Origin of the sequence: Lentzea sp. NPDC058436, assembly GCF_042721515.1 — a bacterium.
In the GTDB taxonomy this organism is placed as follows: domain Bacteria; phylum Actinomycetota; class Actinomycetes; order Mycobacteriales; family Pseudonocardiaceae; genus Lentzea.
This window is the reverse complement of sequence record NZ_JBHXLF010000001.1, coordinates 704,481-726,649: the sequence shown is the minus strand read 5'-3', so window position 1 is coordinate 726,649 and position 22,169 is coordinate 704,481. Positions and strand designations below refer to the sequence as shown.

At 73.0% G+C, this 22,169-nt stretch carries 14 protein-coding genes; 8 read left to right on the top strand and 6 right to left on the bottom strand.

What is annotated here, in order from left to right:
• Window positions 1-7: 7 nt before the first annotated feature.
• The 3 genes from ACFWN2_RS02980 to ACFWN2_RS02970 form a co-directional block, all read right to left on the bottom strand.
• Window positions 8-1,255, bottom strand: coding sequence for a methylaspartate mutase (locus ACFWN2_RS02980; RefSeq protein ID WP_382424568.1), 1,248 nt, complete (start codon window positions 1,253-1,255; stop codon window positions 8-10).
• The gene (locus ACFWN2_RS02975; protein WP_382424566.1) at window positions 1,252-1,689 is read right to left on the bottom strand and encodes a cobalamin B12-binding domain-containing protein; all 438 of its coding nucleotides are present in this window, start codon (window positions 1,687-1,689) and stop codon (window positions 1,252-1,254) included. Before ACFWN2_RS02975 ends, ACFWN2_RS02980 begins: the two co-directional genes overlap by 4 nt.
• Window positions 1,690-1,793: 104 nt before the next feature.
• Window positions 1,794-2,156, bottom strand: a complete 363-nt coding sequence (locus ACFWN2_RS02970; RefSeq protein ID WP_382424564.1) for a nuclear transport factor 2 family protein — start codon at window positions 2,154-2,156, stop codon at window positions 1,794-1,796.
• 145 nt (window positions 2,157-2,301) lie between these two features.
• Here ACFWN2_RS02970 and ACFWN2_RS02965 point away from each other — a divergent pair, with 145 nt between their 5' ends.
• Complete coding sequence (locus tag ACFWN2_RS02965) at window positions 2,302-5,133, top strand: BTAD domain-containing putative transcriptional regulator (protein WP_382424562.1); 2,832 nt, start codon at window positions 2,302-2,304, stop codon at window positions 5,131-5,133.
• Window positions 5,134-5,671: 538 nt separating this feature from the next.
• On the opposite strand, the gene ACFWN2_RS02960 is transcribed toward ACFWN2_RS02965, so the two are convergent.
• The 3 genes from ACFWN2_RS02960 to ACFWN2_RS02950 are packed head-to-tail and all read right to left on the bottom strand — an operon-like array spanning window position 5,672 to window position 9,184.
• Window positions 5,672-6,436, bottom strand: a complete 765-nt coding sequence (locus ACFWN2_RS02960; protein ID WP_382424560.1) for a thioesterase II family protein — start codon at window positions 6,434-6,436, stop codon at window positions 5,672-5,674.
• A gap of 10 nt (window positions 6,437-6,446) precedes the next feature.
• Window positions 6,447-8,147: an amino acid adenylation domain-containing protein gene (locus ACFWN2_RS02955; protein ID WP_382424558.1), complete on the bottom strand. Its 1,701-nt coding sequence runs from the start codon at window positions 8,145-8,147 to the stop codon at window positions 6,447-6,449.
• Window positions 8,144-9,184: a TauD/TfdA family dioxygenase gene (locus tag ACFWN2_RS02950; RefSeq protein ID WP_382424556.1), complete on the bottom strand. Its 1,041-nt coding sequence runs from the start codon at window positions 9,182-9,184 to the stop codon at window positions 8,144-8,146. The genes ACFWN2_RS02955 and ACFWN2_RS02950 overlap by 4 nt, the downstream gene beginning before the upstream one ends.
• A gap of 192 nt (window positions 9,185-9,376) precedes the next feature.
• Between ACFWN2_RS02950 and ACFWN2_RS02945 the strand changes: the two genes are divergently transcribed.
• Genes ACFWN2_RS02945 through ACFWN2_RS02915 form a run of 7 tightly spaced genes read left to right on the top strand, consistent with a single transcriptional unit; the run spans window position 9,377 to window position 22,160 of the window.
• Window positions 9,377-14,014: an amino acid adenylation domain-containing protein gene (locus ACFWN2_RS02945; RefSeq protein WP_382424554.1), complete on the top strand. Its 4,638-nt coding sequence runs from the start codon at window positions 9,377-9,379 to the stop codon at window positions 14,012-14,014.
• Window positions 14,011-18,474 (top strand): amino acid adenylation domain-containing protein, encoded by a 4,464-nt coding sequence (locus ACFWN2_RS02940; protein WP_382424552.1) that lies wholly within the window; start codon window positions 14,011-14,013, stop codon window positions 18,472-18,474. Before ACFWN2_RS02945 ends, ACFWN2_RS02940 begins: the two co-directional genes overlap by 4 nt.
• A gap of 34 nt (window positions 18,475-18,508) precedes the next feature.
• Window positions 18,509-18,703, top strand: a complete 195-nt coding sequence (locus ACFWN2_RS02935; RefSeq protein WP_236221424.1) for an MbtH family NRPS accessory protein — start codon at window positions 18,509-18,511, stop codon at window positions 18,701-18,703.
• A 1-nt stretch (window position 18,704) separates the two neighbouring features.
• Window positions 18,705-18,995: a phosphopantetheine-binding protein gene (locus tag ACFWN2_RS02930; protein WP_382424550.1), complete on the top strand. Its 291-nt coding sequence runs from the start codon at window positions 18,705-18,707 to the stop codon at window positions 18,993-18,995.
• The gene (locus ACFWN2_RS02925) at window positions 18,992-19,759 is read left to right on the top strand and encodes a thioesterase II family protein (RefSeq protein WP_382424548.1); all 768 of its coding nucleotides are present in this window, start codon (window positions 18,992-18,994) and stop codon (window positions 19,757-19,759) included. The genes ACFWN2_RS02930 and ACFWN2_RS02925 overlap by 4 nt, the downstream gene beginning before the upstream one ends.
• On the top strand, window positions 19,740-20,915 hold the full coding sequence (locus ACFWN2_RS02920; protein ID WP_382424547.1) for a cytochrome P450: 1,176 nt from the start codon (window positions 19,740-19,742) through the stop codon (window positions 20,913-20,915). The genes ACFWN2_RS02925 and ACFWN2_RS02920 overlap by 20 nt, the downstream gene beginning before the upstream one ends.
• A gap of 15 nt (window positions 20,916-20,930) precedes the next feature.
• Window positions 20,931-22,160, top strand: coding sequence for an MFS transporter (locus ACFWN2_RS02915; protein WP_382424545.1), 1,230 nt, complete (start codon window positions 20,931-20,933; stop codon window positions 22,158-22,160).
• Window positions 22,161-22,169: the final 9 nt, after the last annotated feature.

The following is a 22,169-nucleotide window of genomic DNA, read 5'->3' as shown; positions in this document are numbered from 1 at the left end:
GTCACTCCTAGGAGCAGGGTCGGGTGCGGTCGAAGGTGCGCTCGACGTGGGTGAGCGAGCGCAGGAGTTCGTCGGCGGTGGTGCGGGCGGCGGGGACGGCGCGGTCCGCGGGCAGCGGCAGGGCGCCGATGCGCGACCACTGCAGCCGTCCGTCGCCGTCCACGAACGCCCGTGTGCGGCCCGCGTTGTCCTGGTGCAGGCAGTAGGGCACGTCGAGGTATCCGCGCTCCACCGCGCGGACCAGGGCTTTTCCGACGTCGGGTGCGAGGTCGAGCACGGCGTCCACGAGTGCGCGGGCCTCGGCGAGCAGTCCGGTGTCCTCGACGGCACCACCCGGTTCGGCGTGCGCCGCGGCGGCCGCGGCGGCCTTCAGGGCGGCGACGTTCTCGGCGACGGTGGGGATGCGGTGCGCCTCCGCCGTCGTCTTGACGATCAGCCGCTCCGTTCCGGTGCGCACGGCGAGTTCCGCCGACCGTTCCAGCAGGGCTGTCGCGCCGTGCGGGGTGCGGGGGAACACGCCCATGTACGTGTAGAGCACGACGTGCCAGTCCACATCGGACAGATGTTCGGCGGCGAGGGTGCGCAGCGCGGCCACGGCCTCGGCGTCCTGCTCGGGGTCGGTCTGCTGGGCATAGCTCAACGACATGCTGTCCACCCCGTGCTGGCGGAAGAACAGGCCCTCCAGCACGCTGATCGCCACCAGCAGGCTCGGCGGGCACAGCTGGCCCATCATGCAGCCGCCGAACGACTCCAGGTGCGGCCGGGCGCCGCGCTCGCGGGCGTCGGACAGCAGCAGGCAGGACTCGGCCCACGCGCGCACCGACTCGGCGACCGGGACCCGGCTGTAGGGCAGGCAGTACGACAGCGGCCCGCCCTCCGTGGCGTCCAGGCCGGCGGCGAGCAGTGCCGCGACGATCTTCTGCGGGCACGCCGAGCCGTGGCGCACCTGCACCGGGAAGTCCGGTCCGCGCAGACCGTCGAGCACGGACCGGGTCGTCTCGGGCGAGTGCGCGGCGATCGGGTAGCCGTTGAGGTCGGCGCCGGCGTCCAGTGCCCTGCGCACCGCGCGGTGGTCTCCCACGCGGGTGAAGCTGTCGACGGTGATCGTGCCCGCCGCCCGCACCCCGGCCCCGCGCACCGCGGCGAGACCGCTCCGCATCTCCGCGGGGCCCGCCATGCCCATCCTGGGCTGCACGACCAGTTCGCCCGCGGCGGCGGCACGGGCCACGAAGTCGCCGAACGAGCCACCGGTCACGACCTCACCCCCGCCGCGAGCCGGTCGACGTAGCGGCGGAACGCGGCGATCGCGTCGGCGTCCTCGAACACCGCGTCGAACCCGGCGGCCAGCAGCGCCTCCGCGCGGCCTCCCGCGCCGTCGACGCCGAGCTTGCCGCCGATCACGACCGGGGTGCTCGCGAGCCGTGCGCGCAGCGGTCCGATGACGCGCCTGGCGTCCTGGAACCCGTGCCCGTTCACACTGCCGAGCACGACGAGGTCCGGCGCCACCTGTCCGCACCGGGACGTCAGCAGTCCGTCGGGGACGCACGCCCCCAGGTTGGTCACCCGGTGTCCCATCTCCTCCAGCACCAGCTGCAGGTACACGAGGTTCCAGGTGTGCGCGTCGGAGGCGAGCCCGGAGACCACGATGTCGAGGCGGGCTGCGTCCGGACGGGCGGCGTCCAACTCCATGGGGCGAGCTCCCTGTGTCGCGGGTGTTTCCCTGCCCCGAAACTAGGAGCCGCACCCCGTGCCACCAGGCAGCGGCGACGGCAGCCTTCCGGCAGTTGGCGCTATCAGAAAGGCGGATCGAGGTAGTAGAACCGCCGGCTGCAGAGCAGCAGTCCCTCGTCCGACAGGGTCACCACGTCGGCGAACTCGGACGGCGTGCGGCTCTCCGCGTCCGGCGGCGGGGTGTAGCGGCCGACGACGACCACGGTGTCCTTGTCCGCCACCACTTTGTGGATGTGGTGCCGGCCGCGCAGGGCGGGAAGGGCGGTCAGCAGCCGGACGGTGTGCTCGCGGCCGTGTCCCGGCGGCGCGTCACGGCGTTTGAGCTGCATGTCCGGATGCAGCAGGGAGGCGTATCCGTCCAGGTCCCCCGTGTCGAGGTAGTAGTAGGAGAGGCGGACGTGGTCGACACCTGCGGCGGTGCTCATGGCGGTTCTCCTCACGCGATGCGCGACCACCGTCTCGCCACCGGGCAACCTGCCGATATCTCCACGCTATCGCGGGGGTTGTACATCCCCGTGACCGTGTGCTTACTGTCGAGGTGTCGCAGACCGGGAAGGGTGGCCGCGCTTTATGTCTCCAGGAGGATTCCGGGTTCTCGGCCCGGTGGAGGTCGACGGTCCCGGTGGCGCGGCGCGGATCCCGCCCGGCAGGCAGCAGGTGATCCTCGGCCTGTTGCTCGTCGAGGCCAACCGCGTGGTGAGCACGGCGTCGCTCGTCGACGCCCTGTGGGACGAGAACCCGCCGGACACCGCTCGCACGCAGGTGCAGATCTGCGTCTCCCGGCTGCGCCGCACCCTCGACGGCGCGGGCATGACGGCGGTCATCGACACCCGTCCGCCCGGCTACCAGCTGCGGCTCAACGACGACGCGCTGGACCTCGCCGACTTCGTCGCCCGCACCACCGAGGCCCGCGTGCTCGTCAAGGAGGGCCGCACCGCCGAGGCGGCCGTGCTGCTGCGGGAGGCCGCGGCTTTGTGGCGCGGACCGTGCCTCGGTGGTGCGCCCAACCGGTCGCTGCGCACCCGCGCGCTGCGGCTGGACGAGGACCGGCTCACGTGCGTCGAGGACCACCTGGAACTGGAGCTGGAACTGGGCCAGCACCACCAGCTCGTCGGTGAGGTCACCCGCCTGGTCCACGAGCACCCGCTGCGGGAACGGCCGCGCGCCCTGCTGATGCTGGCGCTGCACCGTTCGGGCAGGCAGGCTGACGCCCTGGAGGTCTACCGCGCCGGCCGCACCCTGCTGATCGACGAACTGGGGCTGGAGCCGGGGGAACGATTACGCGCGCTGGAAGCGGCGATCCTGGCCGGCGAGACCCCGGTCCAGCGCCAGGCCGAACCCGCGCCGCGCCCCGCCGAGCCCGTGCGGGCGGTGCGGCCTCGTCAGCTGCCCGCCGACACCGCCGACTTCGTCGGTGACGAGGAGATGTTGCGGGGCGCGGAGTCCGTGCTCGTCGGGGACGCCGCGCGCTCGGCCGTGGGGGTCGTGGTGATCACCGGCCGCCCCGGTGTCGGCAAGAGCACCGTGGCCGCCCACCTCGCGCACCGCGTGGCGCAGGAGCACTTCCCCGACGGACAGCTCTACTGCGACCTGCACGGTACCGGCCAGCCGTCCACAGTGGACGACGTGCTCGGCCGTTTCCTGCTGGCACTGGGGATCCCCGGGCCCGTGATCCCCGAGGGCGTCGACGCCAGGCTGGAGATGTACCGGACGCTGCTGGCCGACCGGCGGGTGCTGGTCGTGCTGGACGACGCGGCCACCGAGGGCCAGGTCCTGCCCCTGCTGCCGGGCAGCAGCACGTGCGCGGTGGTGGTGACCAGCCGATCGCGACTGACCGGCCTCCCCGGCGCCCGCCAGGTCGAGCTGGACGTCCTCGACACCGCCCAGTCGTTGCGACTGCTCGGCCTCGTAGTCGGCGAACACCGCGTGACCCGAGAGCCAGAGGCCGCCGAGGCACTGGCGCGCACCGTCGGCGGTCTCCCGCTGGCGCTGCGGATCATCGCCGCCCGCCTGGCCGCACGTCCACATTGGACGCTCGCGTCGATGGTGCTCCGGCTCGCCAGCGAACGGCACCGGCTCGACGAGCTCGCCCACGGCGAGCTGACCATCAGAGCCAGCCTCGCTCTCACCCACGACGGCCTCGACCGCCGTTCCCGACTCCTGTTCGGGCTGCTGAGCCTGGCGGAGGGCCCCTCGGTCCCAGGCTGGGTCGCGGGCGCGGTCCTCGACGACGACCGGCCGTTCCCGTCGGACCTGCTCGAACCGCTGGTGGACGTGCAGGTGCTCGACGTGGTCTCGGTAGAGCCGACCGGCGAGTTCCGCTACCGCTACCAGGACGTCCTGCGCCTGTTCGCCAGGGAGAAGGCCACGCAGGAGATCCCCGCCGACGACCGCACCGCCGCCGTCTCCCGCCTGCTCGGCGGATGGCTCGCACTGGCCGAGGAGGCACACCGCGGCGTCTACGGCGGCGACTACACCGTCCTGCACGGCACCGCGCCGCGCTGGCGCCCGTCGTGCAGCCTCACGAACCCCTTGGAGTGGATGGACGGCGAACTGGAGAACCTCTGCGCCGCCATCCGCCAGGCGGCCGCCGCCGGTCTGGACGAACTCTGCTGGGATCTCGCCGTCACCTCCGTGACCCTGTTCGAGTCACGCGGCTACCTCGACGACTGGGAGCGAACCCACGCAGACGCACTGGCCGCAGTCCGCGCGGCGGGCAACACCCGAGGCACCGCCGCGATCCTCAGCTCACTGGGCACCCTCCACATCAACCGCGGCCGCCTGGACGACTCCCGCGCCGCCCTGCTCCCCGCCACAGAACTGTTCGAGAGCCTCGGCGACACCCACGGCCTGGCCCTGTGCCACCGCGACCTGGCCCTGATCGCCCGCAACACCGGCGACGACACCACCGCCCTGACCCTCTACGACAAGTCCCTAGCCGGCTACACCGAGGTGGGCGACGTGGTGGGCCGCGCGATCGTCCTGACCCAGCGAGCCTTCATCCTCGCCGGCAACGGCTCGCTGGACCGCGCCCGCACCGACCTCGCCGAGGCGATGGCGGTCCACGAGTCCGTCGGCTACACGGGAGGCGCCGCCCGCACCCTCAACCGCATAGGCCAGGTCCAGGCCATGGCCGGCGAACACGCAGCGGCCACCACGACCATGCGCCGCGTCCTCGACATGGTCCGCGAGGACCGCGACGTCATCGGCGAGGGCCAGTTGCTGCGGAACCTGGGCCAGGTGAGCGCGGCCGCCGGCCGGTACGTCGAGGCCCGCGCATACCTAGAGGAGGCGCTCGCGGTCCGCGAACGAATCCTGGACCACAGAGCCGCGGCCACGATCCGGGCCGAGTTGGCGGTGCTGCCCGAGCGGGAGACGCCCTCGCTGGTGCCTGCGGGGTGAGCGGCGGTCGCGGGGCCGCTGCGTGGTGGGGTGGCGGACACGCTGGGAGCCCAGAGGGACTCGGCTGTGAGGCGGTGGAACGCGGGGTACGAGGGCCAGCGGCGGGGGGTGGGCCAACGACGGGGGGGTCAGCGCGAGACGTGAGCCGTAGGACGGCGAACGCGGACGGCGAGATAGCAGAACGCGGCCGACGGATCAGTGGCGAAGCGGCCGTGCCCTCCCTCGTGTTGACGATCAACTTCGGTTCAATGTTGACGAGCCGCGTCAACATTGAATCAACATTGACGACATCACTCAACGTTGACGAATCAAGTCCACATGGACGGAAGACAACGTTGTCACCACCAGCTGGACGGGTCGTCGCTCCCTCTGCCGCTCAGCGCCTGCAACCCCTACTCGCCCCAGCGGCCTGGCGGCCTGGCGCGTGGTGAGCGCGGAAGCCCTCCAGCCTCCACGCCCGCCCACACCGCGCCTCACACCCAGGCCTCACACCCCGGGCCTCACACCCCGGGCCCGCACCCACCTCACACCCCAGGTCTCACACCCCGGCGGGCACGGACTCCAGCGCCGGGATGTACCGGGGCAGCGACCGCCACACCTCCTCGGTGTAGAAGTGCCCACCCGGCAGCTCCACGTGCCGGTACTCCCCGCCCGCCAGCGCCCGCCACTGCGCCGCCGTGTCCGCGACGATCACGTCGTCGGCGGCTCCCGTCAGCACCTGCAGCGGCACGCCGACCGTGGTCCCGTCCGCGTAGGCGAACGTGTCCCGGACGCGGATGTCGGCCCGCATCAGCTCCAGCGCCATCTCCCGCAGCTCCTCGTTGCCGAGGACGTAGTCGGCGAGGAGTCCGTTGACCGTCATCCACGACAGCAGGCCCTCGTCGGTGTCGCTCTGCGCGGGGAACATGTCGCGGGGCGTCAGTCCCCTGCTCGGCGCGTTGGCCGACGACACCACCAGGGCGTCGGGGCGGCGGCCGCCCGCCTGTTCGATGCGGGCGGCCACGTCGAACGCCATCCAGCCGCCCATGCTGTGTCCGAAGAGGACGTACGGCTTGGTCGCCGCCGCGAGGACGGCCTCGGTGGCGTCGGCGGCGAGGGCCTGCCAGTCCTCGGCGTGGTCCTCCAGGAAACGTCCGTCGCGGCCCGGGTAGCAGATCGCGGCGAGTTCCACGTCGGCGGGCAGGACGTCGGCCCAGGGCAGGTACGGGCCGGCGCCGCCGCCGCAGAACCCGAGGCACACCAGCGACCGCGTGGCCTCCGGCCTGCGACGGGGGCGGACCACCACGTTGTCGATGTTGTCCACGGTTTTCCTCCTAGACGCGCAGGGACTCGACGTGCCGGGCGAGGTCGGTCAGGCGGGGGTGGCGGTAGACGTCGCGGGTGGACATCTTGAGGCCGAAGGTCTTCTTCACCTTCGACACCACCCGCAGCGCGACCAGGGAGTGGCCGCCGAGGGCGAAGAAGTCGTCGTCGGCGTTCACCGAGTCGCGGCCGAGGACCTCTGCCCACACCTGGGCGATGAACTGCTCGAACTCGCCCTCTGGCGTGGTGCCGGCCGCGGCGGGCGGGGCGGGCAGGGCGGCCGTGTCGAGCTTGCCGCCCGGGGTCAGCGGCAGGGCGGCGACCTCGACGAACGCGGCCGGAACCATGACCTCCGGCAGCGAGGCCGCAGCGTGCTCGCGCAGACGGTCCGCACCCGCCGCACCCGAGGGCACGTAGTAGGCGACGGGCTGTCCGGCCAGGTCGTCGCGGACGACGACGGCGGCCGCGGAGACGGCGGGGGAAGACCGCACAACGGTCTCGATCTCGCCCAGCTCCACCCGGTGGCCGCGGATCTTCACCTGGCGGTCGGCACGGCCGTGGAACTCCAGCAGGCCGTCCTCGGTGCGGCGCACCAGGTCGCCGGTGCGGTACATGCGGGCACCCGGTTCGCCGGAGGGGTCCGGCAGGAAGCGGGCACCGGTCAGGCCGGATCGGCCCCAGTACCCGTGTGAGACCTGGGGTCCGGCGATGTACAGCTCGCCGATCTCACCGTCGGGCGCCTCGCGCAGCGCACCGTCGAGCACCAGGAGCCTGTTGCCGGGCAACGGGTCTCCGATGCCAGGGTGGTCGCCCTCGACCACGGCGACCGTCGCGTCGACGGTGCACTCGGTCGGGCCGTAGAGGTTGAACGCCTCGACGGTCGAGGCTGCGGCGAGTTCCCGCCACACCGGCACGCTGATCGGCTCGCCGCCGATGAACAGGCGCAGCCGCCTGCCGTCGGGACGTCCCGGCAGCAGGTGCTCGCGCAGCATCTCCCAGTGCGTCGGCGTCATGTCCACATCGGACACACCGCACTCGTCGAGCCACGCGGCCAGCTCGGCCGGCTCGGTGCGGTGCGCGTCCTCCAGGACGACGATCGTGTCGCCACGGCAGACCCGCGCCCACTGCTGCACGGACGCGTCGAACGACGCGCTCGCGTTCCACGCCACGACACGGGGCTCGGCCGCGTACACGGCCATCTGCTCCAGTCCGTCCACAAGGGACGCGACGCCGCCGCGGGTCGCCTGCACGCCCTTGGGCAGACCGGTGGAACCGGACGTGTAGATCACGTAGGCGGCGTCGTCGGCCGACACGGGGACGTCGGTGTGCGCGCCGACGACGGCGACGGTCGTGTGCGCGGCGACGTCGCGGGTGCCGGCCAGGTCCTCCGGCGTCACGGTCGTGCGCACGGCGGCGTCGGTGGCCATGTGCTCCAGGCGGTCGGCGGGGTAGGCCGGGTCGAGCGGCACGTACGCCGCCCCGGCACGCCACACCGCGAGCAGCGAGACGAGCAGTCCGCTGCCGCGCGGCACGCTCACGCCCACTCGATCGCCACGACGCACTCCGCGCGCGACGAGCACGGCGGCCAGCGCGGCCGTGCGGGTCTCCAGTTCGGCGAACGTCAGCGCGCCGGCGGTGTCGCGCACGGCGACCCGTTCGGGCGCGGACCGCACGACCTCGTGGAAGCGGGACAGCAGGTCCCGGCCCGTCATCGGGACTCTCCGCTCACCGGGGTCGCCGACGGGGCGACGGTGGGCGCGCAGTCCAGCACGGAGACCGGCTCGCCCATGGCGACGACGATCTTGCGGTCGCCGCGGAACGGGTCGCGGCCGTGCGTGGACAGGATGTTGTCGACCAGGAGCAGGCCACCGCGTTCCCAGCGGCGGCGGGTGGTGGCGGCGTCGTAGGCGGCCTGGATGGTGGCGAGGTCCTCCTGGCTGAGCGCGGTGCCGTCGCCGAAGGCGGTGTTGAACGGCAGGTCCTCGACGCCGAACTCGTCGACCAGCGCGTCGCGCAGCTCCTCGTCGAGCGCCCACTCGTTCCAGAACGCCATGTGGTTGAACCACACCTCGGCGCCGGTGACCGGGTGCGAGATGATGCCGGGGCGCAGCTGGGTGGTGCGCAGGTGGCCGTCGGACTGCCAGTCGCAGGACACCAGGTTCTCCGCGCCGTACGCCTCGACCTCCTCCTTGGTGGTCGCGGCGAACGCGGTCTGCCACGAGGTGGAGATGTGCTCGGAGTAGCTGCGGTTGAGCAGCCAGCCGACGTTGCGCATCTTGGCCACCAGCTCCGCCGGCAGCGACGCGAGCACCTTGCGGCAGTCGGCCACCGGGGTCGCGCCGCCCTCGGGCGGGGCGATCAGGCAGGCGAACATGAGCAGGCCGGGGAACGTCAGGGTGTAGCTGTTCTCGTTGTGCATGTGGATCGCCTGCGCGGCGGGCAGGTCGGTCGAGGAGAACACCCCGTTGCCGAAGTCGCTGCGCGGGGTGGCCTTCTCCCGGTACGGCGTGCGCTCGGGCATCAGCGTGTCGCGCACGAGGCCGAAGTCGTCGACGTCGTGCACCGGCAGGCCGCGGACGTACACCGAGCTGTGCTCGTGCAGCAGGCCGCGCAGGGCGTCGGCGTTGGCCCGCAACCACTCCGTGGCCTGCTCGATCGTGTGCACGTTCTCGGCGTCGACGGTGGCAGGAGCGCCGGGCTCGATCGTGACCACCAACGGCGCCGTACCTGACAAAGCGGTGGGGCTCATCGCACTTTCCTCTCTGCTGGCGTGGTGCCGACGCTAGGGAGGCGGCGAACCCTTGTGCGGCAGGCGGTGCGGCAGCTGCTGGGGCAGGTGGCTGCTTCCGCCAAGGTGCCGCTCGACCTGCCGATCCAGCCGTCGGGGCGCGCCTAGCTTTCGTCTCGAACGTCCACCGCGCACACCGATCCGGAGGGTGACATGTCGCTGCACGAGGAGGTCGGCCGCATAGCGACCGCCGCACCGGATCGCACCGCGGTGCGGATCGGGAGGAGGTCGACCGGGTACGCCGAGCTCGACCGGCTGGCCGGCGATCTCGCCGCCGCACTCGCCGGCGCGGGGCTGCGGCCCGGTGGCGTCGTCGCGGTCCGCAGCGATACCAGGTCGGACTACGTGACCGCGATGCTCGGCGTGTGGCGGGCGGGCGGCGTGTACCTGCCACTGGACCCGGAAGCCCCCGCCGGACGCACGCGGGACATGATCGAGGACGCCGGCGCGGCCCTGATCGTCGAGGACGGCGCGGTCCGCGAGACCGGTGCCGCCGCCCGCGGCGCGACCGCCGGCCTGGCCTACCTGATCTACACCTCGGGCACCACCGGCCGTCCCAAGGGCGTCGCCGTCGACCACGCGGCACTGGCCGCGCACGTCCCTGCCATCACCGAGCGCTTCGGGATCACCGGCGAGGACGTGGTGCTGCAGATGGCGGGCCCGTCGGTCGACGTCGCCGTCGAGCAGGTGCTGACCGCGCTCACCGCGGGCGCGTGCCTGGTGCTGCCCGAACGGCGGCTGCTGTCGGTCGACGAGCTGCTGAGCCTCGTCGAGGACGAGCGGGTCACCGTCGCCAACCTCCCCGCGGGCTACTTCCACGACTTCACCGCCGACCTGGACCGGGTGCCGCCGTCACTGCGCCTCATGGTCTCCGGCAGCGACCGGCTGTCCCCTGCCGCGGCGGCCGAGTGGACCCGGCGCACCGGGGTGCGGCTGCTCAACGCGTACGGCCCCACCGAGACCGTGATCACCGCGACCGTGCACGAGACGGCCGGCGAGACCGGCTCGGTGCCGATCGGCACGCCGGTCGGCGGGCGGCGCGCGCACGTCCTCGACGGCCTGCGCCCGAGCGAGGAGGGCGAGCTGTTCCTCGGCGGCCCCGAGCTCGCCGTGGGTTATCTCGGCAGCGCGGCGCTGACGGCCGCGCGCTTCCTGCCGGACCCGTCCGGCCCGCCGGGATCGCGCATGTACCGCACGGGCGACACCGTCCGCCGCGGCACCGACGGCGTGCTCGACTTCGTCGGCCGCGGTGACGACCAGGTCAAGATCCGCGGCTACCGGGTGGAGCTGGGCGAGGTGCAGCACGCCCTCGCCGCGCACCCGGCCGTGGAGACCTGCGCGGTCGTCCCGCACGGCACCGGCCTGGCCGCCTACGTCACCGGCGCGGCGGACACCGCCGAGGTGCGCGACTTCCTCGCCCGGCGGCTGCCCGCGCACATGGTCCCCGCGTCGGTGACCCTGCTGGACAGGTTGCCCCTCACCGACGGCGGCAAGGTCGACCGCGCCGCCCTTCCCGCACCCGCCGACTCCACCCCGGTGGCCGACGACGACGCGCCCCGCGACCACACCGAGCAGCTGCTCGCCGGGATCTGGGCCGACGTGCTGGGGGTGCGCCAGGTCGGTCTGCACGACAACTTCTTCCACCTCGGCGGCGACTCGCTGACCGCCGTCCGGGTCGCGAGCCGCGTGTTCGAGGCGTTCGGCCCGGTCTCGCCGTACCTGGTCTTCGAGGCGCCGACGCTGGCCGAGTTCGCCGCCGCGTTGCGTGCCGGATCCACCCCTGCCCGGCCCGGTCCGGTCGCCCGTCCCGGCTCCCCCGCGCCGGTGTCGCGGTTCCAGCGGGGACTGTGGCTGCGCGAGTGCTGGGAGCCCGGCGGCTCGGTCTACAACGTGCCGTGGCTGTTCCGCTTCACCGGACCGCTGGACACCGCCGCGTTGCGCCGGGCCCTTCAGTCGGTCGCCGACCGGCACGACGCGTTGCGCTCGACCGTCGGCACGGACGCGGACATGGCTCCCGTGCTGGTCGTCCACGACCGCGTCGAGGTGCCGTTCACCGAGATCCACGCGGAGCTCGACGAGCAGGTCGCCGCCGTGGCGCAGCTCCCGTTCGACCTGGCAGAAGGGCCGCTGCTGCGCGCCCGCCTGGTCCACACCGGCGACGGCGAGGCGACCCTCGTGCTCGTCGTGCACCACATCGTCTGGGACGAGGGCTCGCTTCGGGTGCTCGACCGCGAACTGCGCGAGTTCTACCTCGCCGCCGTCGAGGGCCGCGCGGCCCGGCTGCCCGAATTGGCCGTCCAGTACAGCGACTACGCCCATTGGTCTACTGAGAACTCCATCGAGTCCGATGTGGACTACTGGGTCGAGCACCTGCGCGGTGCGCCTTCAGTCCCCGCCATCACTCCTGACCGCGATGGCTCCGCTGGCACCGGACGCGGCGAGATCCTGCCCTTCGCCTTCGAACCGGAACTGGCCGAGGGGGTGCGCGCCCTCGCCCGTGCGGCCGGCGCCACCCCGTACCTCGTCCTGCTGGCCGCTCTCGTCGAGGCACACCGGCGGCGCGGGATCGACGACGTGGTGATCGGCACACCGGTCAGCGTCCGCGACCGCGCCGAACTCGACGCGCTCGTCGGCTACTTCATCAACCTGGTCCCGTTGCGGTTCCAGCCCGACGGCGAGGAGCTGACCGGCCGCGACCTGCTCGACCACGTGCGTTCGGTGGCGCTGGACGGCTTCCGCCACCAGGGCGTGCCGTTCGAGGAGATCGTCGCCGCCACGTCCGGCGAGCGCAGCGGCGCGGGCACTCCGCTGTTCCAGCTGGTGTTCGAGATGCACACCGCGGACGCCGCAACGGCCCCGTACGGAGCGGTCGCCGTCGAGAAGCGGTTGCACGCCAACGAGTTCTCCCGGTTCGACCTGTCCTGGTCGGTCGAGGACGACGGTGTCGGCCTCCACGGCCGCGTCGAGTACGCCGCCGACCTGTTCGACCGCGCCACGGCCGCGGCGCTGGGCTCCCAGTGGCGGGCGATCGTCGAGGAACTGGTCGCCGACGTCGACGCCGAGCTGCCCGTCGCGGCCGGCCCCGTCGACATCGACACCCCCGTGCACGTCCGCATCGCCTCACAGGCCGGCCGCACTCCCGACACGACCGCGCTGGTGTCCGGCGACGAGTCGCTGACCTACGCGGAGCTCGACGTCGCCGCGAACCGCGTCGCCCGACACTTGGCCTCGCTCGGGGTCTCCCCCGGCGACGTCGTGGCCGTCCGGATTCCGCGTGACACCGCGCTGGTCGTGGCGCTGCTCGCCGTGCTGAAGGCGGGCGCGGCCTACACGTTGCTCGACCCCGACCTGCCCTCCGCCCGTCAGGAGCAGGTGATCACCGACGCCGGCGTGCGCCTGGTCGTCACCGCCGACACGGTGGCCGAGGCCTCGGGTGAGGGCGACTTCGCGGTGCCGGTCGACGCCGACGCGGTCGCCTGCGTCATGTACACCTCCGGCTCGACCGGTCGCCCGAAGGGCGTCGCCGCCACGCACCGCGCGCTCGCGGCCACCTACAGCGGCCAGGACTACGCCGGTTTCGGCCCGGACGAGGTGTGGCTGCAGTGCTCGCCCGTCTCGTGGGACGCGTTCGGGCTGGAGCTCTACGGCGCGCTGATGTTCGGCGGGACGTGCGTGCTGCACCCCGGCCAGCGGCCCGACCCGCAGACCATGGCCGACCTCGTCGCGCGGCACGGCGTCACCCAGCTGCAGCTGTCGTCGAGCCTGTTCAACTTCCTGGTCGACGAACTGCCGGAGGTGTTCGCCGGCCTGCGGGTGGCGTTCACCGGCGGTGAGCGCGCCTCTGCCGCCCACATCGCCCGCCTCGCCGAGCGGTACCCGCACGTGCGGGTCGTGAACGGCTACGGGCCAGTGGAAAGCATGGGCTTCACCACGACTCACGACGTGGGTTCGATCGACCCCACCGCGGCCGTGCCCATCGGCCGGGCCGTGGCGCACAAGGGCGTCCACGTCCTCGACGAGAAGCTCCAGCCGGTCAGCGGCACCGAGCAGGGCGAGATCTGGGTGACCGGCGCCGGCCTCGCCCTGGGCTACGTCGCCCAGCCCGGGATCACCGCCGGGAGGTTCCTGCCCGACCCGTCCGGTCCTCCGGGATCGCGGATGTACCGCACGGGCGACATCGGCGGCTGGAACCCGGACGGCACCCTGGCCATCACCGGCCGCGCCGACGACCAGGTCAAGATCCGCGGGTTCCGGGTGGAGCCCGGCGAGGTGGCGACCGTGCTGGCGGGGTGCCGGGAGATCGGCGACTGCGCGGTCGTCGCCCACGAGCCCGAGCCCGGCAAGCCGCGTCTCGCCGCCTACGTCACCGCCCGCGGCGACGTCGTCCCGGACCTGGCTCTGGTGCACGACTTCCTGGCGGGCCTGCTGCCCGACTACATGCTGCCGTCCAGCGTGACCGTTCTCGACGCGCTTCCCCTGACCGCCAACGGCAAGCTCGACCGGGCCGCGCTGCCGGCCCCGTCCGAGACCATCGCCGTCGCGTCGGGCGGCCCGGCCACGACCGACGCCGAACGGCTGGTGGCACGGGTGTGGGCCGAGGTGCTCGGGCTCGCCGAGGTCGGCCCGCAGGACAACTTCTTCCGCGTCGGCGGCAACTCCCTGGCCGCCGTGCGGGTCGCGATGCACCTGTCCAGCGCCACCGGGTCCCGAGTCCTGCCCCGGCAGGTGTTCGCCGCGCGGACCGTGAGCGCCCTCGCCCGCACGCTCGAGACGACTGGAGCAGCACAGTGAGCACCACGACGCCGGTGTCCGGCCTGCAGCGCGGCCTGTGGTTCATGGACCGCTGGAACCCCGGCTCGCCCGCCTACCTCGTGCCGTGGGTCTTCGAGTTCGACGGCCCGGTCGACGCCGGCACCCTGCACCGCGCGCTGCTGGTGCTGGTCGAGCGGCACGAGGCCCTGCGCACGACGTTCGACCTCGGTCAGGATGGTCCAGTTCGGACGGTCCACAGTGGAGTTCGACTGCCGTTCACCGAGGTCTCCGTCTCCGGGCCGGACGCGCTGCGGGAGCTGCTGGACGCCGAGGCCCGGATCGGGTTCGACCTGGCCGAGGGGCCGCTGCTGCGGGCCACGCTGGTCACCGGACCGGGGGTGGCGGACACACTCGTGCTCGTCGTGCACCACATCGTGTGGGACGGCTGGTCGGCCGGGGTGTTCGAGCGCGAGCTGGCGGCGGTCCACACCGCCCTCGCGGAGGGCAGGGAACCCGACCTCGCTCCCCTGGCGGCCGCAAGCGACGTCGCGATGCCTGTCGGCGCTGTCGGCTCGGTGTCCACAGAGGACTCGCTGGCCTACTGGACCGAACGGCTCGCCGGTGCCCCCGCCGAGCTGACGCTGCCCACCGACCGGCCCCGCCCGCCCAGCAGGACGTTCGCGGGCGGCACTGAGGAGTTCGACCTGCCGGCGGGCACCGCCGCCCGCGTCGGCGACCTGGCCGCCGACCTAGGCGCGACGCCGTTCGTGGTGCAGGTGGCCGCGTTCGCCGCGCTGCTGCACCGCTACACCGGCGCCCGCGACCTCGTGGTCGGCACCCCGGTCACCACCCGCGACCGCCCCGAACTGGCCGACGTCGTCGGCTACTTCGTCACCATCGTCGCCCTGCGCGTGACCATCGACCCCTCCGCCACCTTCGCGGACCTGGTCGAGCAGGTCCGCGACGCCGCCTTCGACGCCTACGCCTACCTCGACGTGCCGTTCGACGAGGTCGTCGACGCGCTGGCACTGGAGCGCTCGGCCCGCCACTCGCCGCTGGTGCAGGTCGTCTTCGGCGCGCACGCCGAGGACCCCACGCCGCTGCGCTTCGGTGCGGCGGCCGCGACCCGGCGCATGCACCACAACGGCACCAGCAAGTTCGACCTGACGTGGTCGACGTTCGACGACGGCGAGCTGCGCGGCGAGGTGGAGTACGCCACCGACCTGTTCGACCGGGACACCGTGCTGCGCATGGCGGGCCATTGGCGCACCCTGCTCGCGGCCGCACTGGACGCACCGGAGCAGCCGCTGTGGCGGTTGAGCCCGCTCGACGCCGCCGAGACCGCTGCCGCACTGGCACCGCCGCGCGCCGGCTTGGCATCCGCACCGTCGCCGATCGGCCCGGCCGCCCCAGCCTCTCCCCTGCCGCTGCACCTCGCGTTCGAGGCCGCCGCCGACGCCCACCCCGACCGCCTCGCCCTCACCTTCGGCGACCGCTCCTGGACCTACGCGGAACTCGACGCCGCCGCCAACCGCGTCGCCCACGTCCTGGCCGCCGACGGCGTCCGGCGGGGCGACCGGGTCGGCGTGCTGCTGGAGCGCGGCGAACGGGTCGTCACCACGATCCTGGGCGTGCTCAAGGCGGGCGCGGCCTACGTCCCCGTCGACCTCGCCACCCCGCGGGACCGGGCCGAGTTCGTCTTCTCCGACACCGGCGTCGACGTGGTCGTCACCGACGACTACCTGGCCGACCCTCGACTCGCGCAGGCACCGTCGCACCGGCCCGACATCCACGCCGGCCCGGCAGATCTGGCCTACGTCATCTTCACGTCTGGGTCGACCGGCAAGCCCAAGGGCGTCGCGGTCTCGCACGAGCACGTCGGCAGGCTGATGCGCTCGGGCCTGGACCACTTCGCCTTCGCCGAGACCGACGTGTGGACGCTGTTCCACTCCTACGCGTTCGACTGGACGGTCTGGGAGCTGTGGGGTCCGCTGCTGCACGGCGGCCGGCTCGTCGTGGTGCCGCGCGTGGTCAGCCGTTCGCCCGAGGCGTTCGCGGATCTGCTGGCCGCCGAACGCGTCACCCGGCTGTGCCTGACGCCGTCGGCGCTGCGGACGCTCGAAGGCGTTCTGCGCAACGCACCTCGGCCGCTGCCCGCGTTGCGTTCGGTCATGCTCGGCGGCGAGGCGCTCGACCCGGCGGTGGTCCGCCGCTGGTTCGCGTTGGAGCACTGCCCTCCCGCGGTGCTGTGCAACCTCTACGGCATCACCGAGACCACGGTGCACGTCACCACGCTCGACCTGCCCGACGCGGACAGGTTCGCACGCAGCCTGATCGGTGAGCCGATGCCGCACCTGTCGGCGCTCGTGCTCGACGAGCGCCTGCAGCCGTGCCCGATCGGTGTCGCCGGCGAGCTGTACATCGGTGGCGGGTCGCTCGCCAACGGCTATTGGGGGCGTCCAGGGCTCACCGCGCGGCGGTTCCTGCCCGACCCGTACGGCGTCGTGCCCGGCGGGCGGCTCTACCGCACCGGGGACGTGGCGCGGCGGCTGGCCGGCGGCGGTCTTGAGTACGTGGGCCGGTGCGACAACCAGGTCAAGGTCCGCGGGTTCCGCATCGAGCTCGGCGAGGTCGAGAACGCCGTCACCGCCCACCCCGCGGTCACCTCCTGCGTGGCGACCGTGCACGACGACAGGCTCGCCGCCTATGTGACTGTCGACGGCACCGCACCGTCGTACGCCGAGCTGCGCGCGTTCCTCGCGACCACGCTGCCCGAACACATGATCCCCGCGACGGCGACCGTGCTCGGTGTCATCCCGCTGACCGTCAACGGCAAGGTCGACCACGCCGCGTTGCCGGCCCCCGATCTGGGCTCCGTTCGAGACACCGACGCGCACGTGGACCCCGAAACACCGCAAGAGCACGCGCTCGCCGAGGTCTACGCCGAGGTGCTCGGGGTCGACGGCGTGGGTGCCCGGGACAACTTCTTCCACCTGGGCGGCGACTCCATCCGCGCCGTCCACCTCGCTGGCAAGCTGCGCGAACGCGGCTGGACGCTGGAGCTGCCGGACCTGTTCGGCGCACCGACACCGGCCGAACTGGGCCCGCTGCTGAAGGCCCGCACCACCGAGGAGAAGCGGTCCGCCGCGTTCGACCTGGTATCCGACGCCGACAGGGAGGCGCTGCCCGCCGACGTCGTGGACGCCTACCCGATGGTGGCCATGCAGATGTCGATGATCTTCCACATGGAGCTGTCCGACGACGCGGGCGGCTACCACAACGTCAACAGCTACCGCGTCGCCGGCACGCTCGACGAGACCGCGCTGCGCCAGGCCGTCGGCGACGCCATGACCCGCCACCCGGTGCTGCGGACCACTTTGGACGTTTCCCGTTACAGCGAGCCGTTGCAGCTGGTGCACGCCGAAGCGCCGATCCCGGTGCACGTGGCGGACCTGCGCGGACTGAGCCCGCAGGTGCAGGACGAGGCCGTCACCGCGGTGTTCGACGACAACGTCGCCGCCCGGTTCGACCTGCGCACCGCCCCGCTGTTCCGGGTCACGGCCCAGCACCTGGCCGACGACGCCTTCCAGCTCACCGTCGCCGAGCACCACGCCATCCTCGACGGCTGGAGCTTCACCTCGCTGCTCGCCGAGATCCTGGAACGCCACAGCGCTCTGTCCGCCGAACCCGGCCGGAAGCCGCTGCCGCTCCCGAGGTCGACCTTCCGCGACTTCGTGGCCGTCGAACAGGAAGCGGTGGCCTCGCAGGAGAGCGAGCGCCACTGGCGGTCCACGTTGGACGGAGCGAGCGGCGCGATCTGGTCCAGCGGACCGCCGGAGCTGGACGAGCCGGAGATCCCGCGCACGATCGAGCGGGTCGTCCCCGGCGCCGACGAGATGCTGCGCGACACCGCGCGCCGGCACGGCGTCACGGTGAAGACCGTCGGCCTCGCCGCGCACGTCGCCGCGCTGCACCGGATCACCGGCCTGTCGCGCTTCACCACCGGCCTGTCGGTCAACGGCCGGCTGGAGACCGACGGCGGCACCGAGGCGTACGGGCTGTTCCTCAACACCGTCCCGCTGGTGATCGACTTCGCCGAGGTCGGCGACCGCCTGATCACGGCGATGCACGAGGCCGAGGCGGCGATGCTGCCGCACCGCCGGATGCCGTTCGCCCGCATCGCCCGCCACCTCGCCGACACCCGGCTGGAGGCCTGCTTCGCCTTCCTGCGCTTCCACTCGCTGGGCAGGCTGGCCGACTCCCCCACCAAGCTCCTCGACGACCGCATCGGCTGCGAGCCGACCATGCGCTACGAGCCGACCAACTTCGCCCTCGGCGCCGCCCTGGTGCAGGACCCCTCGTCGGCACGCGTGCTCCTCGCCGTCGACCACCTGCCCTCCGTCGTGCCCGACGACGTCGCCGACGCCTACGCCGACGCGTACGTCGAGGCGCTGCACGTGCTCGCCGCGGACCTGCCGGTCCCGGCACTCGCCCGGTAGCCCCCAGATTTTCCCGTCAGAGAAAGGAAAGCCGATGGACGCGTTCACCGACTTCGCCGTGGTGATGAACCACGAGGAGCAGTACTCGATCTGGCCGACCGAGCTGGACGTGCCGGCGGGCTGGCACACGGTCGGCAAGAGCGGCGCGCAGCAGGAATGCCTCGACTACATCGACGAGGTGTGGACCGACATCCGCCCGCTGAGCCTGCGCACCGCGCTGGGAGTCTGACATGACCGCCACCACCGACATCGAGGGCGTGGTCGCCGCTGTCTGGGCCGACGTGCTCGGGGTCGATCAGGTCGCGCCGACCGACGGGTTCTTCGCACTGGGCGGCTACTCGCAGCAGGCGGTGCGCACCGTGCACCTGCTGCGGGACCGCCTCGGCGTGGCCGTCACGCTGCGGGACCTGATGTCGGCGAGCACGCTGGCCGACTTCACCGCCGCCGTGCGGGCCCGTGCCGAGTCGGGTGCGCCCGCCCGGCCGGTGGTGCGCCTGACCGGCAGGCGCGGCACGCGATGACCACCGCCGTCGCCCGCCCGGTCGTGCTGGACGACTGGTCCTACCTGCCCCGTCCACAAGGGACGGAGGCTCAGCGCCTGGTGTGCTTCCCGCACGCGGGCGGCGACGTCGGCACCTTCGCGGAGCTCGCCGCCGCGGTCGGACCGGACGTCGAGGTGCTCGCCGTCCGGCTCCCCGGCCGCGGCGGGCGCTACACCCACGCGCTGCCGGGAACGTTCGCCGAGCTGACGTCCGCGGTCGCCGCGGGCATCGGCCCCCGGCTCGGCCCCGGCACGGTGTTCTACGGGCAGAGCTTCGGCGCGCTGCTCGCCTACGAGGTGGCGGTCGCGCTGGGGCACAGGGGTCCCGCGGCGGTCGTGGCCGCCTCGGCGCCTGCACCGGCCGACTGGGAGCACGCGGTCCGGTCCGTGGTGGCCGACCCCACCGCCGGGGCGGAGCGGTTGCTCGCCGAGTGCGGGCTGACCGTGCCCGACGACGACGCGGTCCGCGCCATGGTGCTGGCCGTGCTCCGCGCCGACATCGCCGTCGGCGCGACCTACCGGCACCGGCCGGGCCCGCCGGCCCGGTTCGCCGTCCACGCCCTGGCGGGCGCCGCCGACCTCGGCGCGAGCCCGCCGGAGACGTGGGCCGGCACCACGACGGGCCCGTTCACCTCGGCGGTGCTGCCCGGCGGGCACCTGCTCGTCGCGCCCGGCGACCCCGGACCGGCCGACCTCCTCCGAACCCTCTGCCTGGGAGCGCGCAGTGACCACCACGACCGTTGACCTGACCGACGCCCGCCTCTGGGGCGACCCCGGCATCGGCGCGCTCGTCGACGAGCTGCGCGCCGTCGCCCCCGTCCAGCTCACCCACACCGCCGAGGACGGTCCGGTGTGGTCGGTGCTGTCCTACGAGCACTCCTCGGCCGTGCTCACCGACGCCGGCACCTACACCTCGGCAGGCGGCTCCCTGCTCGGTACCGGCGGGGCGCCCGCCGGCGCCGGGAAGATGATGGCGCTGACCGACGGCAAGCACCACCGCGACCTGCGGGCCCCGCTGCTGCCGTTCTTCTCCCCCAAGGGAGTGCGCGGCAGCGCCGAGCGCATCAACGACCTCGCGTCCCAGGTGGTCGCGGAGGCGGTCGCTCGCGGACAGGTCGACCTCGTCGAGGTCATGGCCACCGTGCCGCTGGTCGTCATGTGCGACGTCCTCGACATCCCCGAGGCCGACCGCGACATGGTCGTGGCGGTGTGCGACGCGGCGTTCCTGGGCACGACGCCGCAGGACCGCAGGGCGGCCCACCAGCGCCTCCTGCCGTACCTGTTCGACCAGGCGATGCGCCGCCGGATGGCACCGGCAGGCGACCTGATCAGCGTCCTGGCGACGCACAAGGTCAAGGGCAGGCTGCTGCCGATCGAGGACGTCGTCCTCAACCTGGACAACATCATCGTCGGCGGCGTGCAGACCGTCCGGCACACCGCGGCGATGAGCATCATGGCGTTGCTGGACAACCCTTCGGAGTTCCAACGGCTGCGCGACGGCTCCGTCGAGGTCGACTCGGCCACCGACGAACTGCTGCGCTACACCTCCGTCGGCCTGCACGTGCTGCGGACCGCCACGCGGGACGTCCAGCTCGGCGGTGTCGACATCCGGGCCGGCGACAAGGTCGCGGTGTGGACGTGGGCAGCCGACCACGACGCCGCCGCGTTCGACGCACCGCACGAGCTGCGCCTGGACCGTTCCCCCAACCGGCACCTGGCACTGGGCGTCGGCCCGCACTACTGCATCGGCGCGCCGCTCGCGAAGGCCGAACTCGGCGCTGTCTACCGGGCGCTGCTGGACCAGGTCGCCGAGATCGAGGTGACCGGGGAACCGGTGCACAACCAGTCGATCATCAACTTCGGCTTCGACCACCTGCCCGTCACCCTGCACGCGCGCTGAGAGAGGTCCTTTCCCATGTCCCAGACGACTGTCAGCGACGCACGCCCGTCCCCACCCCGAAGGCCCGGCTGGACCCGCGTCGGGATCGTGCTCGGCGGCCAGGGCGTGTCGCTGATCGGCGACCAGGTGTTCTTCATCGCCGCGGTGTGGGCGGCCGCCCAGATGGGCGGGACCACCGCCGTCACCCTGGTCACCCTGGCCGAGTCGGTGCCCCGCGCGCTGGCGATGATCTTCGGCGGGGTGCTGTGCGACGCGCTGGGACCGCGGGTCGTGCTGCTGCGCACCACGTCCGTGCGCATCGCGGTGCTTGGCGTGGCCACGGTGATCGCGCTGACCTCGCCGTCGGTGTGGTTGCTCGTCGTCGTCGCGGCGCTGGAAGGCGCGTTGCTGGGCCTGGGCACGCCGTCGTTCGGCACGCTCATGCCGCGCATGGTGGACGGCGACCAGCTCGGCCGCGCGAACTCCGTGCGCACCATGGTGGCCCGGTTCGCGCCGATCGTCGGGTCGCCGTTCGGCGCCTGGCTCGTCGCCGAGGGGCAGCTGCCGGTCGCGCTGGGCGTGGTGACGGTGGGCTGTGTGGTCGCCCTGCTGTGCCTGGCGCCGGTCACTCGCGAGATCTCCGCCCCCACCGACGCGCCGAGCGGTGTGCCGATGTGGAAGCGCACCGGTGACGGGCTGAAGCTGCTGCGCTCCGACCGCAAGCTGCGCCTGCTGTTCTACTCCGCGCTGTGCCTGGACTTCGCGTTCGCCTGGCCGATGAACCCCGGTCTGCCGGTGCTCGTGATCGACCGCGGCTGGCAGGTCTCCGCCGTGGGCCTCGTGATCGCCTGCTGGGCGGGCGGCGCGCTGGCCGGTGCCGGCATCAGCGCCGTCGTCGGTGAACGGGTGCCCCTGTCCGTCCGGCTAGTGGGCAGTGGTGTCGGCATCGGCGTGCTGCTGGTGGCCATGGTGCTCGCCCCGAACCTGATGACGATGGCCGTCCTGTCCGTGGCTCTCGGCGTCTGCTCCGGGCTCAACGGCCCCGCCGCGGTCACGCTCTACCAGAAGGCCGCCCCCGCCGACCGGCTCGGCACCGCCATGGCGATGCTCGCGCTGGCGGGCATCGGCTGCGCCCCGTTCGCCTACGCCCTCTCCGGCGCCCTCGCCGGCCTCACCTCGCCCGAGCTCGCCTGGGCGGTCACCGCGCTGGTCGCGTTCGGCGGGCCGATCACGGCCGCCCGCGCGCTGCGGATCCCGTCGGCCTAGAAAGGAAAG

Coding starts and splice junctions, on each gene's coding strand:
- ACFWN2_RS02975 (WP_382424566.1), bottom strand. CDS start 1,689: ATGGAGTTGGACGCCGCCCGTCCGGACGCAGCCCGCCTCGACATCGTG.
- ACFWN2_RS02970 (WP_382424564.1), bottom strand. CDS start 2,156: ATGAGCACCGCCGCAGGTGTCGACCACGTCCGCCTCTCCTACTACTAC.
- ACFWN2_RS02965 (WP_382424562.1), top strand. CDS start 2,302: ATGTCTCCAGGAGGATTCCGGGTTCTCGGCCCGGTGGAGGTCGACGGT.
- ACFWN2_RS02955 (WP_382424558.1), bottom strand. CDS start 8,147: ATGACGGGCCGGGACCTGCTGTCCCGCTTCCACGAGGTCGTGCGGTCC.
- ACFWN2_RS02950 (WP_382424556.1), bottom strand. CDS start 9,184: ATGAGCCCCACCGCTTTGTCAGGTACGGCGCCGTTGGTGGTCACGATC.
- ACFWN2_RS02945 (WP_382424554.1), top strand. CDS start 9,377: ATGTCGCTGCACGAGGAGGTCGGCCGCATAGCGACCGCCGCACCGGAT.
- ACFWN2_RS02935 (WP_236221424.1), top strand. CDS start 18,509: ATGGACGCGTTCACCGACTTCGCCGTGGTGATGAACCACGAGGAGCAG.
- ACFWN2_RS02930 (WP_382424550.1), top strand. CDS start 18,705: ATGACCGCCACCACCGACATCGAGGGCGTGGTCGCCGCTGTCTGGGCC.
- ACFWN2_RS02925 (WP_382424548.1), top strand. CDS start 18,992: ATGACCACCGCCGTCGCCCGCCCGGTCGTGCTGGACGACTGGTCCTAC.
- ACFWN2_RS02915 (WP_382424545.1), top strand. CDS start 20,931: ATGTCCCAGACGACTGTCAGCGACGCACGCCCGTCCCCACCCCGAAGG.